This is a genomic window from Kribbella sp. NPDC049584 (assembly GCF_040675555.1).
GTDB lineage: Bacteria > Actinomycetota > Actinomycetes > Propionibacteriales > Kribbellaceae > Kribbella.
Genome location: NZ_JBFAPF010000003.1, coordinates 195,050 through 209,319 on the forward strand (window position 1 = coordinate 195,050; position 14,270 = coordinate 209,319).

Here is a 14,270-nt window from a genome sequence, read left to right on the forward strand (position 1 = left end):
GCAAGAACGCGGAACCCGCTCCGACCCTCGGGTGAACGGGCGCCTTCGGGGTGCCCCGGAGCGGAAGGAACTGCCGATGTCATATCCCGAGGTTGGCGTCGGGCTGCCGGTGGTCGGGCTGCGCGGGCCGGATGCGGTCGTCGAGGTCGCGACGGCCGCCGAGGAGCTCGGATTCGCGGCGGTGTCGGTCTTCGAGCGGCTGCTGGTGCCGGCGGCGCCGGATTGGGTGAACCACGCCGGGTTGCCGAGGGAGTCGGCGTACGACGCCTTGGAGACGCTGACGTACGTCGCGGCGCGGACCGAGCGGGTGCGGTTGCACACCGCCGTACTCGTGCCGCTGTTCCAGCAGCCGGTCGTGCTGGCGCGGCGGGTTGCGACCATCGATCAGCTCTCCGGCGGCCGGATGGACCTGGGCATCGCGCTCGGTTGGCTGCCGGAGGAGTTCGTCGCCGCCGGCGTGCCGGCGCGCGGGCGGGTGGCGGCCTTCGAGGAGTCGGTCGCCGTACTGCGGGCTTGCTGGGGGCCTGATCCGGTCGAGTTCAGCGGCGAGCATTACACCGTGCCGATGGCGACGCTCGGGCCGAAGCCGGTGGCGCCGCTGACGCTGTACGGCGGTGGGGTCGCGCGGCCGGCGATCGAACGTGCTGCCCGGATCGCGGACGGGCTGACGCTTGCGCATCGCGACTGGGAGTCCACGTGTGCGGCGATCAGCTGGTATCACGAGGCGGGCGGTTCGGGGCCGATCATCCTCCGGGCGGGGCCGATGAAACCGCATCCGATGCTGCAGGGGCCGGTGGGTTTCACACCCGAGGCGATCCTCGACGACCTGCAGCGGGCGGCCGCCGAAGGGATCGCTCGGGTGGACTGGGACCTCAACCTCGTCGGCACGCCGATCCCGGAGCAGATCGCGGCGTTGAAGGCGCTGGCGGGCCACCTGCGGTAATCCGGGTGAGTGGCTGGGCGTGGCCGCCTAAACTGGACTGGTTATGCCTGATGCCCGGACCGAGTCCCCGAGTCCATCCCCAGTTCCTTCCAAGGACCCAGTCGCCACTCGGCGACCCCGTCGCCGCAGGCCGAGGTCGGCGGCCAAGACCCCCACTCCCGCGCCCACCGGCGACGGCTCCTCCAGCGACGGAGTGAGTCTGGCGGATGCGGTTGCTCGGTTGGACGAGCTCACGGCGTACGACCGGGAGCAGTTGGGGAAGCGGCTGGAGCGCGTCCGGACCACCAAGGAAGCCCGGAAGCGTGAGCAGGCGCTGCACGGAGTGCTCGGCGCGATCGAGCAGGCCGAGCGCAGGGTCGAGCTCCGGCGGAACGCCGTACCGGAGATCACCTATCCGGAAGAGCTGCCGGTCAGCCAGCTGAAGGACGAGATCGCGGCGGCGATCCGCGACAACCAGGTAGTGGTGGTCGCCGGTGAGACCGGTTCGGGCAAGACGACCCAGATCCCCAAGATCTGTCTCGAGCTCGGGCGCGGCATCCGCGGCATGATCGGACATACCCAGCCCCGCCGGCTCGCCGCGCGGACGGTCGCCGAGCGGATCGCCGAAGAGCTCGGCACCGAGCTCGGCGAGACGATCGGTTTCGCCGTCCGGTTCACCGACAAGGTCAGCGAGCGGTCGCTGGTGAAACTGATGACCGACGGCATCCTGCTGAACGAGCTCCAGCGCGACCGCGACCTCACCCGCTACGACACCCTCATCATCGACGAGGCACACGAGCGCAGCCTGAACATCGATTTCATCCTCGGCTACCTCAAGCGCCTCCTCCCCCGCCGCCCCGACCTCAAGGTCATCATCACCTCGGCGACCATCGACCCGGAGCGCTTCGCCGCGCACTTCGCCGACGCGCAGGGCAACCCGGCCCCGATCGTCGAGGTGTCCGGCCGGACCTATCCGGTCGAGGTGCGGTACCGGCCGGTCAACGACCCGGAGGACCCGGCGACGATCGACCGCGACCAGACCCAGGCGATCCTGGACGCGGTCGACGAGCTCGAGTACGAGGCCGACGGCGACATCCTGGTGTTCCTCAGCGGTGAGCGGGAGATCCGCGACACCGCCGACGCGCTGAACGACAAGTTCCGCGGCGAACGGCGTACGACGGAGATCCTGCCGCTCTACGCCCGGCTCTCGAACGCCGAGCAGCACCGGGTCTTCCAATCGCACTCGAGCCGTCGGATCGTGCTCGCGACCAACGTCGCCGAGACCTCGCTGACCGTCCCCGGCATCAAGTACGTCATCGATCCCGGTACGGCGCGCATCTCGCGCTACAGCCACCGCACCAAGGTTCAGCACCTGCCGATCGAGCCGGTCTCGCAGGCGAGCGCCAACCAGCGCAAGGGCCGCAGCGGCCGGACCAGCGACGGCATCTGCATCCGGCTGTACTCCGAAGAGGACTTCGAGAACCGCCCCGAGTTCACCGACCCGGAGATCCTGCGCACGAACCTGGCCTCGGTCATCCTGCAGATGACCGCGATCGGGCTCGGCGACATCGCGGCCTTCCCGTTCATCGACGAGCCCGACAAACGCAGTATCACCGACGGCCTGCAACTGCTCACCGAACTCGGCGCGATCGACACCCCGAAGGGCGGCCGGCTGACCCCGATCGGCCGCCAGCTCGCCCAGATCCCGCTGGATCCGCGGCTGGCCCGGATGATCGTCGAGGCCGACAAGCACGCGTGCGTCCGCGAGGTCATGGTCATCGCCGCGGCGCTGTCCATCCAGGACCCGCGCGAGCGACCGACGGACGCCGAGGCGCAGGCCCAGCAGGCACACGCCCGGTTCCGCGATCCGAACAGCGACTTCCTCGGCTATCTGAACCTCTGGAGCTACCTGAAGAAGCAGCAGAAGGAGCTGTCCGGCAACCAGTTCCGCCGGATGTGCCGCAGCGAGTACCTCAACTACTTGCGCGTCCGCGAGTGGCAGGACATCTACGCCCAGCTCCGTCAGGTCGCGTCCCAGATCGGCGTCAAGCTCAACAGCGGCGAGCCCGCCGACCCGCAGAGCGTGCACATCTCGCTGATGTCGGGCCTGCTGTCGCATCTCGGAATGAAGGACCCCGCCAACCAGCATCAGTACATCGGCGCCCGCGGCACCAAGTTCGCGATCTTTCCCGGCTCCGGCCTGTTCAAGAAGCCGCCGCAGTTCGTGATGGCCGCCGAGCTGGTCGAGACTTCGCGGTTGTGGGCGCGGGTGAACGCGAAGATCGAGCCCGAGTGGGCCGAGGACCTCGCACCGCACCTGATCAAACGGTCGTACTCCGAACCGCACTGGGAACGCAAAGCCGGCGCCGTGATGGCGTACGAGAAGGTCACGCTGTACGGCGTACCGATCGTTGCCAGACGCAAGGTGAACTACGGCAAGGTCGACCCGGAGGTATCGCGCGAGCTGTTCATCCGGCACGCGCTGGTCGAGGGTGACTGGGACACGCACCACAAGTTCTTCCACGAGAACCGCAAGCTGATCGAGGAAGTCGAGGAGCTCGAGGAGCGCACCCGGCGCCGTGACCTGCTCGTCGACGACGAGACGCTGTTCGCGTTCTACGACGAGCGGATCGGCCCCGAGGTCGTCACCGGACGGCACTTCGACACCTGGTGGAAGACCGCGCGGCAACGCGATCACGACCTGCTCGACTTCGAGCGGTCGCTCGTGGTTCGCGAGGGCGCGGAGGTCAAGGAGGAGGAGTTCCCGCTGCATTGGGTGCAGAACGGGATGACCTTCGACCTGACGTATGCGTTCGAGCCGGGTACGGACGCGGACGGTGTGACGGTCCACATCCCGCTGCTCGTGCTCAACCAGGTCACCGCGGACGGATTCGAGTGGAGCGTGCCGGGCTTCCGCGAGGAACTGGTCACCACCCTGATCAAGTCCTTGCCGAAGACCATCCGGCGCAACATCGTGCCGGCGCCGGATCACGCCCGCCAGATCCTGCCCGAGCTGGACCCGGCCTCCGGGCCGCTCACCGATGCGATGGCTCGCGCGCTGCGGGAGCTGCGCGGTGTCGTGATCGAGCCGGGCGACTGGGACTGGAGCCGGGTGCCGGAGCATCTGCGGATGACGTTCCGGGTCGAGGACGACAAGCACAAGACTGTTGCTGAGAGCAAGGACCTCGCGAAGCTGAAGGAGAAGCTGAAGCCGAAGACCACGGCGGCGATCTCGCAGGTCGCGTCGAAGGCGGTCAGTGGGCTGGAGAAGTCCGGGCTGACCGACTGGACGTTCGGTGACCTGCCGCGCAGCTTCTCCGAACGCCGCAACGGCCTGACGGTGGCCGGCTACCCGGCACTCGTCGACGAGGGCAAGACAGTCGCGATCCGGCTGCAGGAGACCGAGCGCGATCAGGCCGCCGCGATGTGGGCGGGCACGCGCCGGCTCTTGCTGCTGACGATGCCCTCGGTGATCGACGTCGTGCAGCGGCAGCTGAGCAACCAGCAGAAGATGACGCTGATGGCGGGTCCGCATCGCAATGTCGGCGAGTTGCTGGACGACGCGATCGGCGCGGCCGTCGATCAGTTGATGACGGCCGCGGGTGGTCCGGCGTGGAACCTCACGGCGTTCGCGATCCTGCGTGACGCCGTACGGTCGGACCTTGCCGACACCGTGCTGACGATCCTGCAGCAGGTGGAGCAGGTGCTCGGGCATGCCCGGACCGTCGACAAGCAGATCTCGCGCGCGTCGAGCCCGGCGCTGATCGTAGCGTTGTCCGACGTCCGCGGTCAGCTCGAACGGCTGGTCCACCCGGGCTTCATCACCGAGACCGGCGCCAAGCGGCTCCCGGACCTGGTGCGTTACCTGCGCGGTATGGAGCAACGGCTCGACAAGCTCGGCGAGAACGCGGCGCGCGACCGCTCCGGCATGGCCATCGTCCAGACGCTCACCGACGAGTACGAGAAGCGTTTGCGCGCCGTGCCGACCGGCAAGTACCCGAGCCCCGAGCTGCTCGAGGTCCGGTGGATGCTCGAGGAGCTGCGGATCAGCCTGTTCGCGCAGACGCTCGGTACGCCGTACCCGATCTCGGAGAAGCGGATCCGGAAGGCGTTGGCAGACGCCTAGCTCTCGAGCAGGCGGCGGGCGTGTTCGTGGACGGCGGCGCGGAGTTCGGGTGGTTCGAGGATCTCGAACGGCCAGTGGATGCGGATGACCCCTGAGACGAGGGGGCCCAGGTCGTTCGCGGCTAAACGGACCTCGCAGGTGTTCGCGTCGATGGGGTCGACCACGCCCTGGCTCGGCGGAATGAGCCGGGCGACGGTCGCCGCGTCGGTGTGTACGCGGACCCGGGCGACGATGTCCCACGGCGCCACTCCGGTGCCCTCGGCAACTAGCGCGACCGGGTCGGGCGGGTCCTCGAACCGGTAGCGCGATCCGGTCAGCACAGGCTCGCTGATGCGGTCGACGCGGAACGTGCGCCAGGCCTGGCGATCGCGGTCACGGGCTACGAGGTACCAGCGGCGGCCGGTATGCACGATCTGCAGCGGCTCGACGCTGCGCTCGGACTCACTGCCGTCGTGCGTCCGATAGCGGAACCGGATCCCTTCGATATGACGGCAACCGGCGGCCAGAGTTACCAGCACCTCGCCGTCGACCTGGGGCAACTCTCCCTGCGGCAGTTGCGTGGTGTGCGCGCCGATGGCCGCGACCCGCTCCTGCAACCGGGTGGGCAGGACCTGATGAAGTTTGGCCAGCGCCGAGATCGCGGCTTCCTCGACGCCCGACACGGTCGTGGTCGTCGCGACGCGCAGGCCGACCGCGATCGCGACAGCCTCCTCGTCCTCGAGCAGCAGCGGTGGAAGCCGTCCGCCCGGGCCGAGGCGGTAGCCGCCGCCGATCCCGGCCTCGGCGTCGACCGGGTAGCCCAGCGAGCGCAGGCGCGTCACGTCCCGCCGTACGGTCCGCGGCGTGACGTCCAGCCTCGATGCCAGCTCGGCGCCGTCCCACTGGGGGCGCGAGTGCAGCAAGGAGAGCAAGCGGAGCAATCTGGCCGCGGTATCCATGGTCATGCGATTATGCCTCGACCTGCGGACCGATCCTGTCCGCAGGTCGTCCTACGGTGGCTCCATGACGACGCTCTCGCAGAATCTCCTGGACCTGTCCGACTTCGCCTGGCAGCGCCTGCGGGACCGGGTGCAGGGTCTCACCGACGATGAGTACTTCTGGGAACCGTTCGACGGCTGCTGGTCGGTGCGCGAGACCGCGGACGGGTATGTCCCCGACGGCAGCCTGATCCCGCCGGAGCCGGCGCCGTTCACCACACTGGCGTGGCGGATCACTCACATCGTCGACATCCTGCAGGAGGACCGCACGGCCACCTGGTTCGGTAACCAGCCCGACCCGGAGGACGGCCAGCCGCCCGTGCCGGGCTCCGCGTCGGATGCTCTGACCGCGCTGGATCATGCGTACGACGTCTGGCGGCGCCGTCTCGCCGCGCTCAGCCAGGACGTCCTCGACCGCCCGATGGGCGAGCCCGCGGGGCTGTACGCCGAGCACGATGGCACATCCTTCGCGCTGCACATCCTGGACGAACTGATCCATCACGGCGCGGAGGTCGGCACCGTTCGCGACTTCTATCGGGGAGTGCACCCCGAGGACCCGTTCGCGGCCGCCCTCGCAGGTGAGGTCACAGCGGCCGCGCGACCGGCGCTTCTCGCGGAGGCCGCCGCAGCGCAGCGATGGGAGGTCATCCCGAAACTCGCCGACCTGGGCTTCGGCGTCGACGAGCGCACGCCGGACGGCTTCACCGCAGCGCACCTTGCGGCCGGAACCGGCACGCTGGACACACTCAAGTTCCTGGTCGAGCGCGGCGCCGACCTGTCGTCGACCGATCCGCGCTTCAACGCCGACGTGCTCGGGTGGGCGAAATGGTTCAAGCAGTCGGACGCGATCGCATACCTCGAATCGCTCTAGGGCACGAAGGCGCGCTGCGAGCGGCGGCGGAAGTCGCGGGGTGGGAGCTCGTGGGCCGCGGTGAAGGTGCGGGTGAAGTACGACTGGCTGGTGAATCCGCAGCGAGCGGCGATGGCGGCGATCGGGGTGTTGGTTGCCGCTAGCAAGGATGCGGCGTGTTCGAGGCGCAGATCGGTGACGAAGGCCGTCGGCGTGACACCGTACGCGGTGCGCATCGAGCGGGACAGGTGGGCGGGACTGACGCCGGCGAGCTCGAGCAGCCGGGGTACGCCGCCGCGCAGGTTCTGCTCGGCACGCATCGCAGTACACGCCCTGGCCAGCCAGTCGGGTACGCCGGGAGCCGTGGTGCCGGTCGGCACGAGCCGTTCCAGCAGCTCGATCCAGAAGCGCAGCAGGTCGTACGAGCTCGGGCTGTCCTGGAAGCGGGCCAGGGCCTGCTCGAAGACGGGGATCGCCAGCGGCTGGTGGAAGGTGACCGGGCCGCGGGACGACCAGCTCGCGGTGCGGGTCAGGTCGAGGAAGCCTTGCCAGATCGAGCTCGGGAAGGCGACGTTGACGAACTCGAGGCCGTCCGGCATCGAGCCGCGGACCGCATGCCGGTCGCTCGGGCGGACCAGGACCACATCCCCCGGGCGGAGCTGTTCGACGCCGGTCGTCAGCAGGTGCTCGCCGCTGCCGGACACGATGCCCATGAACTCGTGGAAGTCCGCGTGGGTGTGCAGCTCGGTGTCGCGGGAGCGGGCCGGGATCCGCACCCGCGCCGCGTGGTACGGCCGGCCGAACGCGTGCGCCTCGAACCGCAGCACGTGAGTCACGTCAACACAGTACAAATTCCCGTCAGCCCATTGCTAGTATGCCGGGACCCCGAACCGCACGCTGGAAGCATGTTCGAAACAGACGGCTACGTCATCTTCCGCGATGTCATCGACCACGAGCTGATCAAGGAAGTGAACGATCATGTCGAATGGCTACAGGCCCGGCATCCCGACGTACGGCCCGAGCAACTCGGGCATGTGTACCTGCGCGACGACCCGTTCTGGGTGCGGCTGGTGAGCGACGACCGGCTCGTCGACATCGCCCAGCGGTTCGTCGGACCGGACATCGCGCTGTTCGCCTCCCACTACATCTCCAAGCCGCCGTACTCCGGACAGCCGGTGCTGTGGCATCAGGACGCCGCCTTCTGGCCGCTCGACCCGATGGAGGTGGTGACGCTGTGGCTGGCCGTCGACCACTCGACACCGGAGAACGGATGCGTGCGCGTCGTCCCGGGCAGCCACCTGTCCGGGGTGGCGGGGATGCGCGACAACACCGAGGTCGAGAGCGTGCTCGGCAAGGAGATCGCGGTCGAGGTCGACGAGAACGAGGCGGTCGACATGGTGCTGGCGCCCGGCGACGTCGAGGTCCATCACCCGAACATCGTCCACGGCAGCAACGCGAACACGTCGCCGAACCGGCGCTGCGGGCTGACGATCCGCTACATCCCGACGTCGACGCGGATCACCGACCCGGAGACGCCGTACCCGAGTGCGTTCCACCTGCGCGGTGCACCGGGGGTGAACAGCTACCAGCCGCGGCCGGCGTACGTCGAGGGGCGGCACTTCCCGTTCACGGGCAGCAGCGCCTGGGTCTGAACATGCGAAGGCCCGCCCCGGGTGGGGCGGGCCTTCGACGGGTTACTCGAGGCAGATCCGGAACGGGTGGCCCGCCGGGTCGGCGTAGATCCGCCAGCCGCGCGCGTTCTCCGCGGGCGGCGGGTCCAGTGGGTCGAGCGGTTCGGCGCCGAGGGCGACCACGGTCGCGTGACCGCTCGAGAGGTCCTCGACGATCAGGTCGAGATGGAGATCCTGCGCGTCGGTGCCGGGCCAGGTGGCCGGCACGTACTGCTCCGAGCGCCGGAAGGCCAGCGTCGAGAACCCGAGCGAGGAGCCGGGGCCGGTCAGGCTCCGCCAGTCGTCGTCACCGTTCTCGTCGATGTCCAGCCCCAGCAGCGCTGAGTAGAACTGGGCGAGCTCGAGTGGGTCCGGGCATTCCAGCACCACCGAGCCGAGCCGCCCGGCAGTACTGCCCGGCTGCTCTGCCACCTGCGTCATCTGTCCTCCACATTCTGTTGCGTCAGCCTGCGTCCTCGTCCGGGGCAGGCCCGGCCAGGTCCCTCTTCTCGGAAGGCCCGGCCGCCTACGATGACAGGTCGGGGGGACAATTCGCACCTTTCGACACGCGTTCTCGACCAGTGAGCCGATCGCTGACAGTGAAGGTTCGGTCTCGCTACCACTAAGTCTGCGGTACGCCGGTAGCGCGCCGGCGCTCTCCGAGCTTGCGGATCTTGGCCCGCGTCCCGCAGTCCTCCATCGCGCACCAGCGGCGGGAACCGTTCCGGCTACGGTCCAGGAACAGCCAGCCGCAGCCGCCGTCGTCGACCGGGCAGGCCCGCAGCTGCCGCAGCTCGACCGTCCGGATCAACTCGACCGCCGCCATGACCAGCCGGTCCGGGATGAGCTGCGCGGGCGAGGTACCGACGACCAGCTCCGCGATGCCTCGGTCTCGTCGCTCGCCGGGGATCAGCATCGAACGCGCGGCCGCGGCGGACCAGCGCAACATCAAGCGCTCGAAGGCAGATCCCTCGCTGCGCTTGACTCCGTCCGTCGCCACGACAGCGCCGGCCGCCCGTGGCGCAAGCACGTCGTACGTCGCCTCGCGAATCTCCACCGTCGCTCCGAGCGCCTTGACGGCCAGCTCCGGTGCCGAACGCCAGGTGCCCTCGACGGCGCTGTAGTCACGCAGATCGATCAGCTCGATCCGGCGGCTCCAGTCCAGCAGCGCGCCCGGCGAGGTGAGGTAGTCGTGCTCGATCGAGGCGCCTCGGACGCGCGGGGTGACCGTGTTCACCAGGTCGAGGGCAGGATGTCCGCCCACGATGCGAAATCTGGTGTGAGAACTGTCGGTCATAGGTGAGATGCTACCAGCATCACTTCTTTTACCGGGATCAGGTGACCTCATGACCCTCTCGTCCCGCCGAGCCGCCGCCGCGCTGGTGTTCCTCGGCGTCTCGACGTTCTCCTTCGTCACCATCGAGGTGCTGCCGATCGGGCTGCTCACCGTGATGGCCGACGATCTCGGCCGGTCGCGGTCCCAGATCGGCCTCCTCGTCACCGGGTACGCCGTCGTCGTCGTGCTCGCCTCCATCCCACTGGCGCGGCTCACCACGCATCTCCCGCGCCGCCTGGTGCTCGGCGGCACGCTCGCCGTCCTCACCGTGGCGACCGCGCTCTCCGCCGCCGCCCCGACGTACGAGGTGCTGTTCGCCGGGCGGCTGGTGATCGCGATCTCGCAGGCGCTGTTCTGGTCGATCGCGCCGCCGATCGCGACGAGCCTGTTCCCGCCGGAGCTCCGCGGCCGGGTGGTCGCGCGGCTCGCGATCGGCACGGCGCTGGCGCCGATCCTCGGGATCCCGTTCGGCACGTGGCTCGGCGAGCAGGCCGGCTGGCGGGTCCCGTTCGTGGTGATGGCCGTGCTCGGAGCGGCCGCCTTCACCGGCATCGTGACGCTGCTGCCGCGCACCGAGGTCCAGGACAGTCCGTCGCGTCGGGGCAGCGCTCCGGACCTGCGTGGGTATGTCGTGCTGCTGGTGGCCGCCTCGATCGGGGTCACCGGCTTCCTGACGTTCAACACCTACGTCACGCCGTTCCTGCTGGACATCACTGGCTTCTCCTCCGACGCGCTCGGTCCGATGCTGCTGGCCAGCGGAGCGGGCGGGTTCGCAGGCACGCTGATCGTCGGCCGGGTCCTCGATCGGTATCCGTGGGGTTCGGTCGTCTTCCCGTTCGGGCTCATCACCGTCGGCTTGCTGGGCCTGTTCGCCCTCGGAGAGCACAAGGTGGCGACGATCATCCTGGTCGCGTTGATCGGGCTGTCCTTCAGTGCGCTCGCGGTCGCGGCGCAGAGCCGCACGCTGCAGGTCGCTCCTGGCAACACCGACATCGCGTCGGCCGGCGCGAGTTCGGCGTTCAACGTCGGCATCGCCGCCGGTGCGTTCGTCGGTGGCGCACTGATCGACCACACGACGGTCCGCAGCGTCGCGCTCGCCGGTGGGCTGCTAACCGCGATCGCGGCGCTGGTGATGCTGTGCGAGCCGTGGCTGGCCCGTCGCCGGCAGCGGGTGGAAGAGTACGACCATGACCGCCAGGTTTGTGAAGAGGCGGCCTGACGCGCCACCAGACTTCTTCCCCGTCGAGGCTGCCGGTCTGCGCTGGCTCGCCGTACCGGGTGGTGTGCCGGTGGCCGAGCCGCTGGACGTCTCCCCCACCCAGCTGACGACCAGAATGCTCGACGCGGTGCCGCCGACCGATGCCTTGGCAGAGGACTTCGGCCGGCGGCTGGCCGTCACTCACGATGCCGGCGCCCGGCACTACGGCGTACCGCCGGATGGTTGGGACGGCGACGGCTACATCGGCGCGATCGCACTGCCGCACGCACTCGACCCGGTGACGTCGTGGGGCGAGTTCTACGCCAACTTGCGCCTCCGGCCGTATTTGCGGGCGGCGGACAGCAAGCTCGATGTCTTCGAGCGGCTGTGCAGCCGTCTGGAAGCAGGCGTGTACGACGACACGTCCGACGTACCGTCGCGGATCCACGGCGACCTGTGGTCGGGCAATGTGCTCTGGACCGCGGACGGCGTACATCTGATCGACCCCGCCGCGCACGGCGGCCACCGCGAGACGGACCTCGCGATGCTCGGCCTCTTCGGACTGCCCAGGCTCGAGCGGGTGCTGCGGGCGTACGACGAAGTACACCCGCTCACGGACGGTTGGCGCGAGCGGATCGGGCTCCATCAACTGCATCCGTTGCTGGTGCACGCGGTCCTGTTCGGCGGGTCCTATCTCGCGCAGGCGACGGCTCTCGCCCAGAAGTTTTGAAGGGACTTGACGAATTATGAGGGGGCGCGAACACTTTCGATCATGATTCCGCAGCCCACGGCGCAGCAGGCGCTGGCCGATGAGACGTTCTTGCTGGAGGCCGACGCCACGATCGGCCTCGACGACCCCTCCGCCCAGCTGATCGCTGACCGGTTCGCAGCGCAGCTCCGTCGCTCCACCGGATACGCCCTGCCGGTGCAGGGCGGGACCGGCACGATCACGCTGTCCACCAGTGGCCCGGAGTCCCTGGGCGCCGAAGGCTACGAGCTCCGCGCGGACGCGTCCGGTGTCACTGTCACCGCAACCACCGCCGAGGGCCTCTTCCGCGGCGTCACCACGCTCCGCCAGCTCCTGCCAGCCAAGGCCGAAGCCGACGCCGCACAGGACGGCCCGTGGGAGATCGCGGGTACGACGATCTCCGACTCCCCGCGGTACGAGTACCGCGGGGTCATGCTCGACGTCACCCGACACTTCTTCACGGTCGACCAGGTGAAGAGGTTCATCGACCTGGTGTCGCAGTACAAGCTCAACCGGCTGCACCTGCACCTGTCCGACGACCAGGGCTGGCGCATCCAAGTGGACTCCTGGCCGCGGCTCACCGAGCACGGCGGCAGCCTGCAGGTGGGCGGCGGCGCCGGCGGTTACTACACGAAGGCGGAGTACGCCGACCTCGTCCAGTACGCCGCGGAGCACTACATCACCGTCGTACCGGAGATCGACACCCCTGGTCACACCAACGCGGCGCTCGCGTCGTACGCCGAGCTGAACAAGGGCGACCAGGCCCCGGACCTCTACACCGAGACCGAGGTCGGTTTCAGCTCGTTCGCCATCGACAAGGACGTCACGTACGAGTTCCTCGACGACGTGTTCCGGGAGGTGGCCGAGCAGACTCCCGGTGAACTCCTGCACCTCGGCGGGGACGAGGCCCACTCGACACCGCACTCGGAGTACCTCGACTTCGTGCCCAAGGCCGCCGAGCTGGTGCTGAAGCACGGCAAGCGGGTGATGGGGTGGCACGAGATCGCCGACGGGCCGCTGCCTGCCGGAACCGTCGTGCAGTACTGGGGCACCGAGGACCCGAAGGCTCAGGTGCTGGCGCAGAAGGCGGTCGAGCAGGGCGCCACGCTGGTGCTCTCCCCCGCCAACCGGGCGTATCTGGACATGAAGTACGACGCCGAGACGCCTCTCGGCCTCGACTGGGCCGGTCTGGTCAGCGTGGAGCAGTCCTACAGCTGGAACCCGGCCACACTGGTCCCGGGCATACCCGCGAGCGCCATCATCGGCGTCGAGGCGCCGCTGTGGACGGAGACGCTGGACGACCTGGAGAAGGTCGAGTTCATGGTGTTCCCGCGGTTGCCGGGTATCGCCGAGCTCGGCTGGTCGCGGGAGTCCGCGCTCGACTGGACGGCGTACCGCGAGCGTCTGGCCGAACAGGGTCCGCGCTGGGAGGCGCTCGGGGTCAATTTCTACCGGGCGCCGGAGATCGACTGGCGTTAACTGCTGAGGATCCGGTCGAGCAGCCACGCCGTGGTGGCGTCCACGTCCTGCTCGGCCACCGTGTGAGTGGCGCGGTGCGCGGCGTCGTCGTCCTGGGCGTCGCGCACCTCCAGCCGATACACGTACCGGTCGGGCTGCGGGCGGCCGGAGCCCAGGTCCTTCGCGCCGAGCGCCCGAACCGCGTCCTCGAGCTTGGCCGCGTCGGGCTGGTCGCTGGTGTCCAACTCAGCGTGCTTGGTCAGCCCGGCGAAACCCCCGCTGCGGGTCACTGTCACGATCACGCTTGCCTCCCTCGGAGTGCTTGTTCATGCCCGCGCGACACGCCGGGACGAATGATCAGAAAAATGCGCCCGCTACCCGGCGTACCGGTCAATTGTCCTTCGTTGCCATCGTGCCGCACCCGTCCGCGGCCGCGAATCAGCAGGTAGACGCCGGATTTCGGGCTTCGCACCGATCCTCCGGAGGCCGCATCGACGCGACCACAGAGCGTAACGGCCCCTGACAATCAGCGACACGTGTTTGTGGTCACCCCTACCATCAGGCCGCAGAACGGCTACAGTTATGGCGTTGCAGTTTTGGACTCCCTGACTTTGCTGTGCTGCATGGCCGGTCTGTCGTCTGGGGCCTTTCGGCGACGCGTGATCCATGAGGTGTGGTTCACGGATTGTTATAAGCCATCGAGGAGATAGACAAATGGCTGTCGGTACTGTCAAGTGGTTCAACGCTGACAAGGGCTTCGGCTTCATCACCCCGGATGACGGTGGCGCGGACGTGTTCGCGCACTACTCGGCCATCCAGATGTCGGGCTTCCGCTCGCTGGACGAGAACCAGCGGGTCGAGTTCGAGATCACCCAGGGCCAGAAGGGGCTGCAGGCGGAGAACATCCGCGCGATCTGAGGCTTCGGATCACCCTTTCTTGAACCAGTAGAGGGGCCGCACACCATCAGGTGTGCGGCCCCTCCGC

The 14,270-nt window shown here is 68.7% G+C and carries 13 protein-coding genes; 8 read left to right on the forward strand and 5 right to left on the reverse strand.

Translation table 11 applies throughout. The annotated features are described in order from the left end of the window. Positions 1–76: 76 nt before the first annotated feature. Positions 77–943, forward strand: coding sequence for a TIGR03619 family F420-dependent LLM class oxidoreductase (locus AB0J62_RS12710; RefSeq protein ID WP_363868372.1), 867 nt, complete (start codon positions 77–79; stop codon positions 941–943). Positions 944–1,163: 220 nt separating this feature from the next. Further along, positions 1,164–5,048, forward strand: coding sequence for an ATP-dependent RNA helicase HrpA (hrpA, locus tag AB0J62_RS12715; protein WP_363868375.1), 3,885 nt, complete (start codon positions 1,164–1,166; stop codon positions 5,046–5,048). Here hrpA and AB0J62_RS12720 read toward each other — a convergent pair. Further along, positions 5,045–5,992 carry a WYL domain-containing protein gene (locus AB0J62_RS12720; protein ID WP_363868378.1) on the reverse strand — a complete coding sequence of 316 codons (948 nt, stop codon included), beginning with the start codon at positions 5,990–5,992 and terminating at the stop codon, positions 5,045–5,047. The two genes, hrpA and AB0J62_RS12720, sit on opposite strands and share 4 nt — an antisense overlap. Before the next feature lie 58 nt (positions 5,993–6,050). Between AB0J62_RS12720 and AB0J62_RS12725 the strand changes: the two genes are divergently transcribed. Further along, on the forward strand, positions 6,051–6,896 hold the full coding sequence (locus AB0J62_RS12725) for a DinB family protein (RefSeq protein WP_363868381.1): 846 nt from the start codon (positions 6,051–6,053) through the stop codon (positions 6,894–6,896). On the opposite strand, the gene AB0J62_RS12730 is transcribed toward AB0J62_RS12725, so the two are convergent. Further along, on the reverse strand, positions 6,893–7,711 hold the full coding sequence (locus tag AB0J62_RS12730; RefSeq protein ID WP_363868384.1) for an AraC family transcriptional regulator: 819 nt from the start codon (positions 7,709–7,711) through the stop codon (positions 6,893–6,895). The genes AB0J62_RS12725 and AB0J62_RS12730 overlap by 4 nt on opposite strands. Positions 7,712–7,780: 69 nt before the next feature. Here AB0J62_RS12730 and AB0J62_RS12735 point away from each other — a divergent pair, with 69 nt between their 5' ends. Next, on the forward strand, positions 7,781–8,527 hold the full coding sequence (locus tag AB0J62_RS12735) for a phytanoyl-CoA dioxygenase family protein (protein WP_363868387.1): 747 nt from the start codon (positions 7,781–7,783) through the stop codon (positions 8,525–8,527). A gap of 42 nt (positions 8,528–8,569) precedes the next feature. Here the strand turns inward: AB0J62_RS12735 and AB0J62_RS12740 are convergent, their stop codons facing one another. Together AB0J62_RS12740 and AB0J62_RS12745 are read right to left on the reverse strand one after the other, a co-directional pair. Further along, on the reverse strand, positions 8,570–8,986 hold the full coding sequence (locus AB0J62_RS12740; protein ID WP_134100734.1) for a VOC family protein: 417 nt from the start codon (positions 8,984–8,986) through the stop codon (positions 8,570–8,572). Positions 8,987–9,167: 181 nt separating this feature from the next. Further along, a complete protein-coding gene (locus tag AB0J62_RS12745) occupies positions 9,168–9,842 on the reverse strand; it encodes a CGNR zinc finger domain-containing protein (protein ID WP_363868391.1) in 675 nt (224 codons plus the stop codon). Positions 9,843–9,891: 49 nt separating this feature from the next. Between AB0J62_RS12745 and AB0J62_RS12750 the strand changes: the two genes are divergently transcribed. The 3 genes from AB0J62_RS12750 to AB0J62_RS12760 are packed head-to-tail and all read left to right on the forward strand — an operon-like array spanning position 9,892 to position 13,306. After that, positions 9,892–11,100, forward strand: coding sequence for an MFS transporter (locus AB0J62_RS12750; protein ID WP_363868394.1), 1,209 nt, complete (start codon positions 9,892–9,894; stop codon positions 11,098–11,100). Then, positions 11,069–11,809: a fructosamine kinase family protein gene (locus AB0J62_RS12755; protein ID WP_363868397.1), complete on the forward strand. Its 741-nt coding sequence runs from the start codon at positions 11,069–11,071 to the stop codon at positions 11,807–11,809. The genes AB0J62_RS12750 and AB0J62_RS12755 overlap by 32 nt, the downstream gene beginning before the upstream one ends. 42 nt (positions 11,810–11,851) lie before the next feature. Next, positions 11,852–13,306: a beta-N-acetylhexosaminidase gene (locus tag AB0J62_RS12760; RefSeq protein WP_363868400.1), complete on the forward strand. Its 1,455-nt coding sequence runs from the start codon at positions 11,852–11,854 to the stop codon at positions 13,304–13,306. On the opposite strand, the gene AB0J62_RS12765 is transcribed toward AB0J62_RS12760, so the two are convergent. Then, a complete protein-coding gene (locus tag AB0J62_RS12765) occupies positions 13,303–13,587 on the reverse strand; it encodes a protealysin inhibitor emfourin (protein WP_363868403.1) in 285 nt (94 codons plus the stop codon). The genes AB0J62_RS12760 and AB0J62_RS12765 overlap by 4 nt on opposite strands. Before the next feature lie 412 nt (positions 13,588–13,999). Here AB0J62_RS12765 and AB0J62_RS12770 point away from each other — a divergent pair, with 412 nt between their 5' ends. Further along, positions 14,000–14,203 carry a cold-shock protein gene (locus AB0J62_RS12770; protein WP_134100749.1) on the forward strand — a complete coding sequence of 68 codons (204 nt, stop codon included), beginning with the start codon at positions 14,000–14,002 and terminating at the stop codon, positions 14,201–14,203. The last annotated feature ends 67 nt before the right edge of the window (positions 14,204–14,270 follow it).

Excerpts from the sequence above, each read along its gene's own strand:
- AB0J62_RS12735 (WP_363868387.1), top strand. The coding sequence starts at position 7,781 with ATGTTCGAAACAGACGGCTACGTCATCTTCCGCGATGTCATCGACCAC.
- AB0J62_RS12720 (WP_363868378.1), bottom strand. The coding sequence starts at position 5,992 with ATGACCATGGATACCGCGGCCAGATTGCTCCGCTTGCTCTCCTTGCTG.
- AB0J62_RS12740 (WP_134100734.1), bottom strand. The coding sequence starts at position 8,986 with ATGACGCAGGTGGCAGAGCAGCCGGGCAGTACTGCCGGGCGGCTCGGC.
- AB0J62_RS12760 (WP_363868400.1), top strand. The coding sequence starts at position 11,852 with ATGATTCCGCAGCCCACGGCGCAGCAGGCGCTGGCCGATGAGACGTTC.
- AB0J62_RS12755 (WP_363868397.1), top strand. The coding sequence starts at position 11,069 with ATGACCGCCAGGTTTGTGAAGAGGCGGCCTGACGCGCCACCAGACTTC.
- AB0J62_RS12745 (WP_363868391.1), bottom strand. The coding sequence starts at position 9,842 with ATGACCGACAGTTCTCACACCAGATTTCGCATCGTGGGCGGACATCCT.
- AB0J62_RS12725 (WP_363868381.1), top strand. The coding sequence starts at position 6,051 with ATGACGACGCTCTCGCAGAATCTCCTGGACCTGTCCGACTTCGCCTGG.
- AB0J62_RS12770 (WP_134100749.1), top strand. The coding sequence starts at position 14,000 with ATGGCTGTCGGTACTGTCAAGTGGTTCAACGCTGACAAGGGCTTCGGC.
- AB0J62_RS12750 (WP_363868394.1), top strand. The coding sequence starts at position 9,892 with ATGACCCTCTCGTCCCGCCGAGCCGCCGCCGCGCTGGTGTTCCTCGGC.
- AB0J62_RS12710 (WP_363868372.1), top strand. The coding sequence starts at position 77 with ATGTCATATCCCGAGGTTGGCGTCGGGCTGCCGGTGGTCGGGCTGCGC.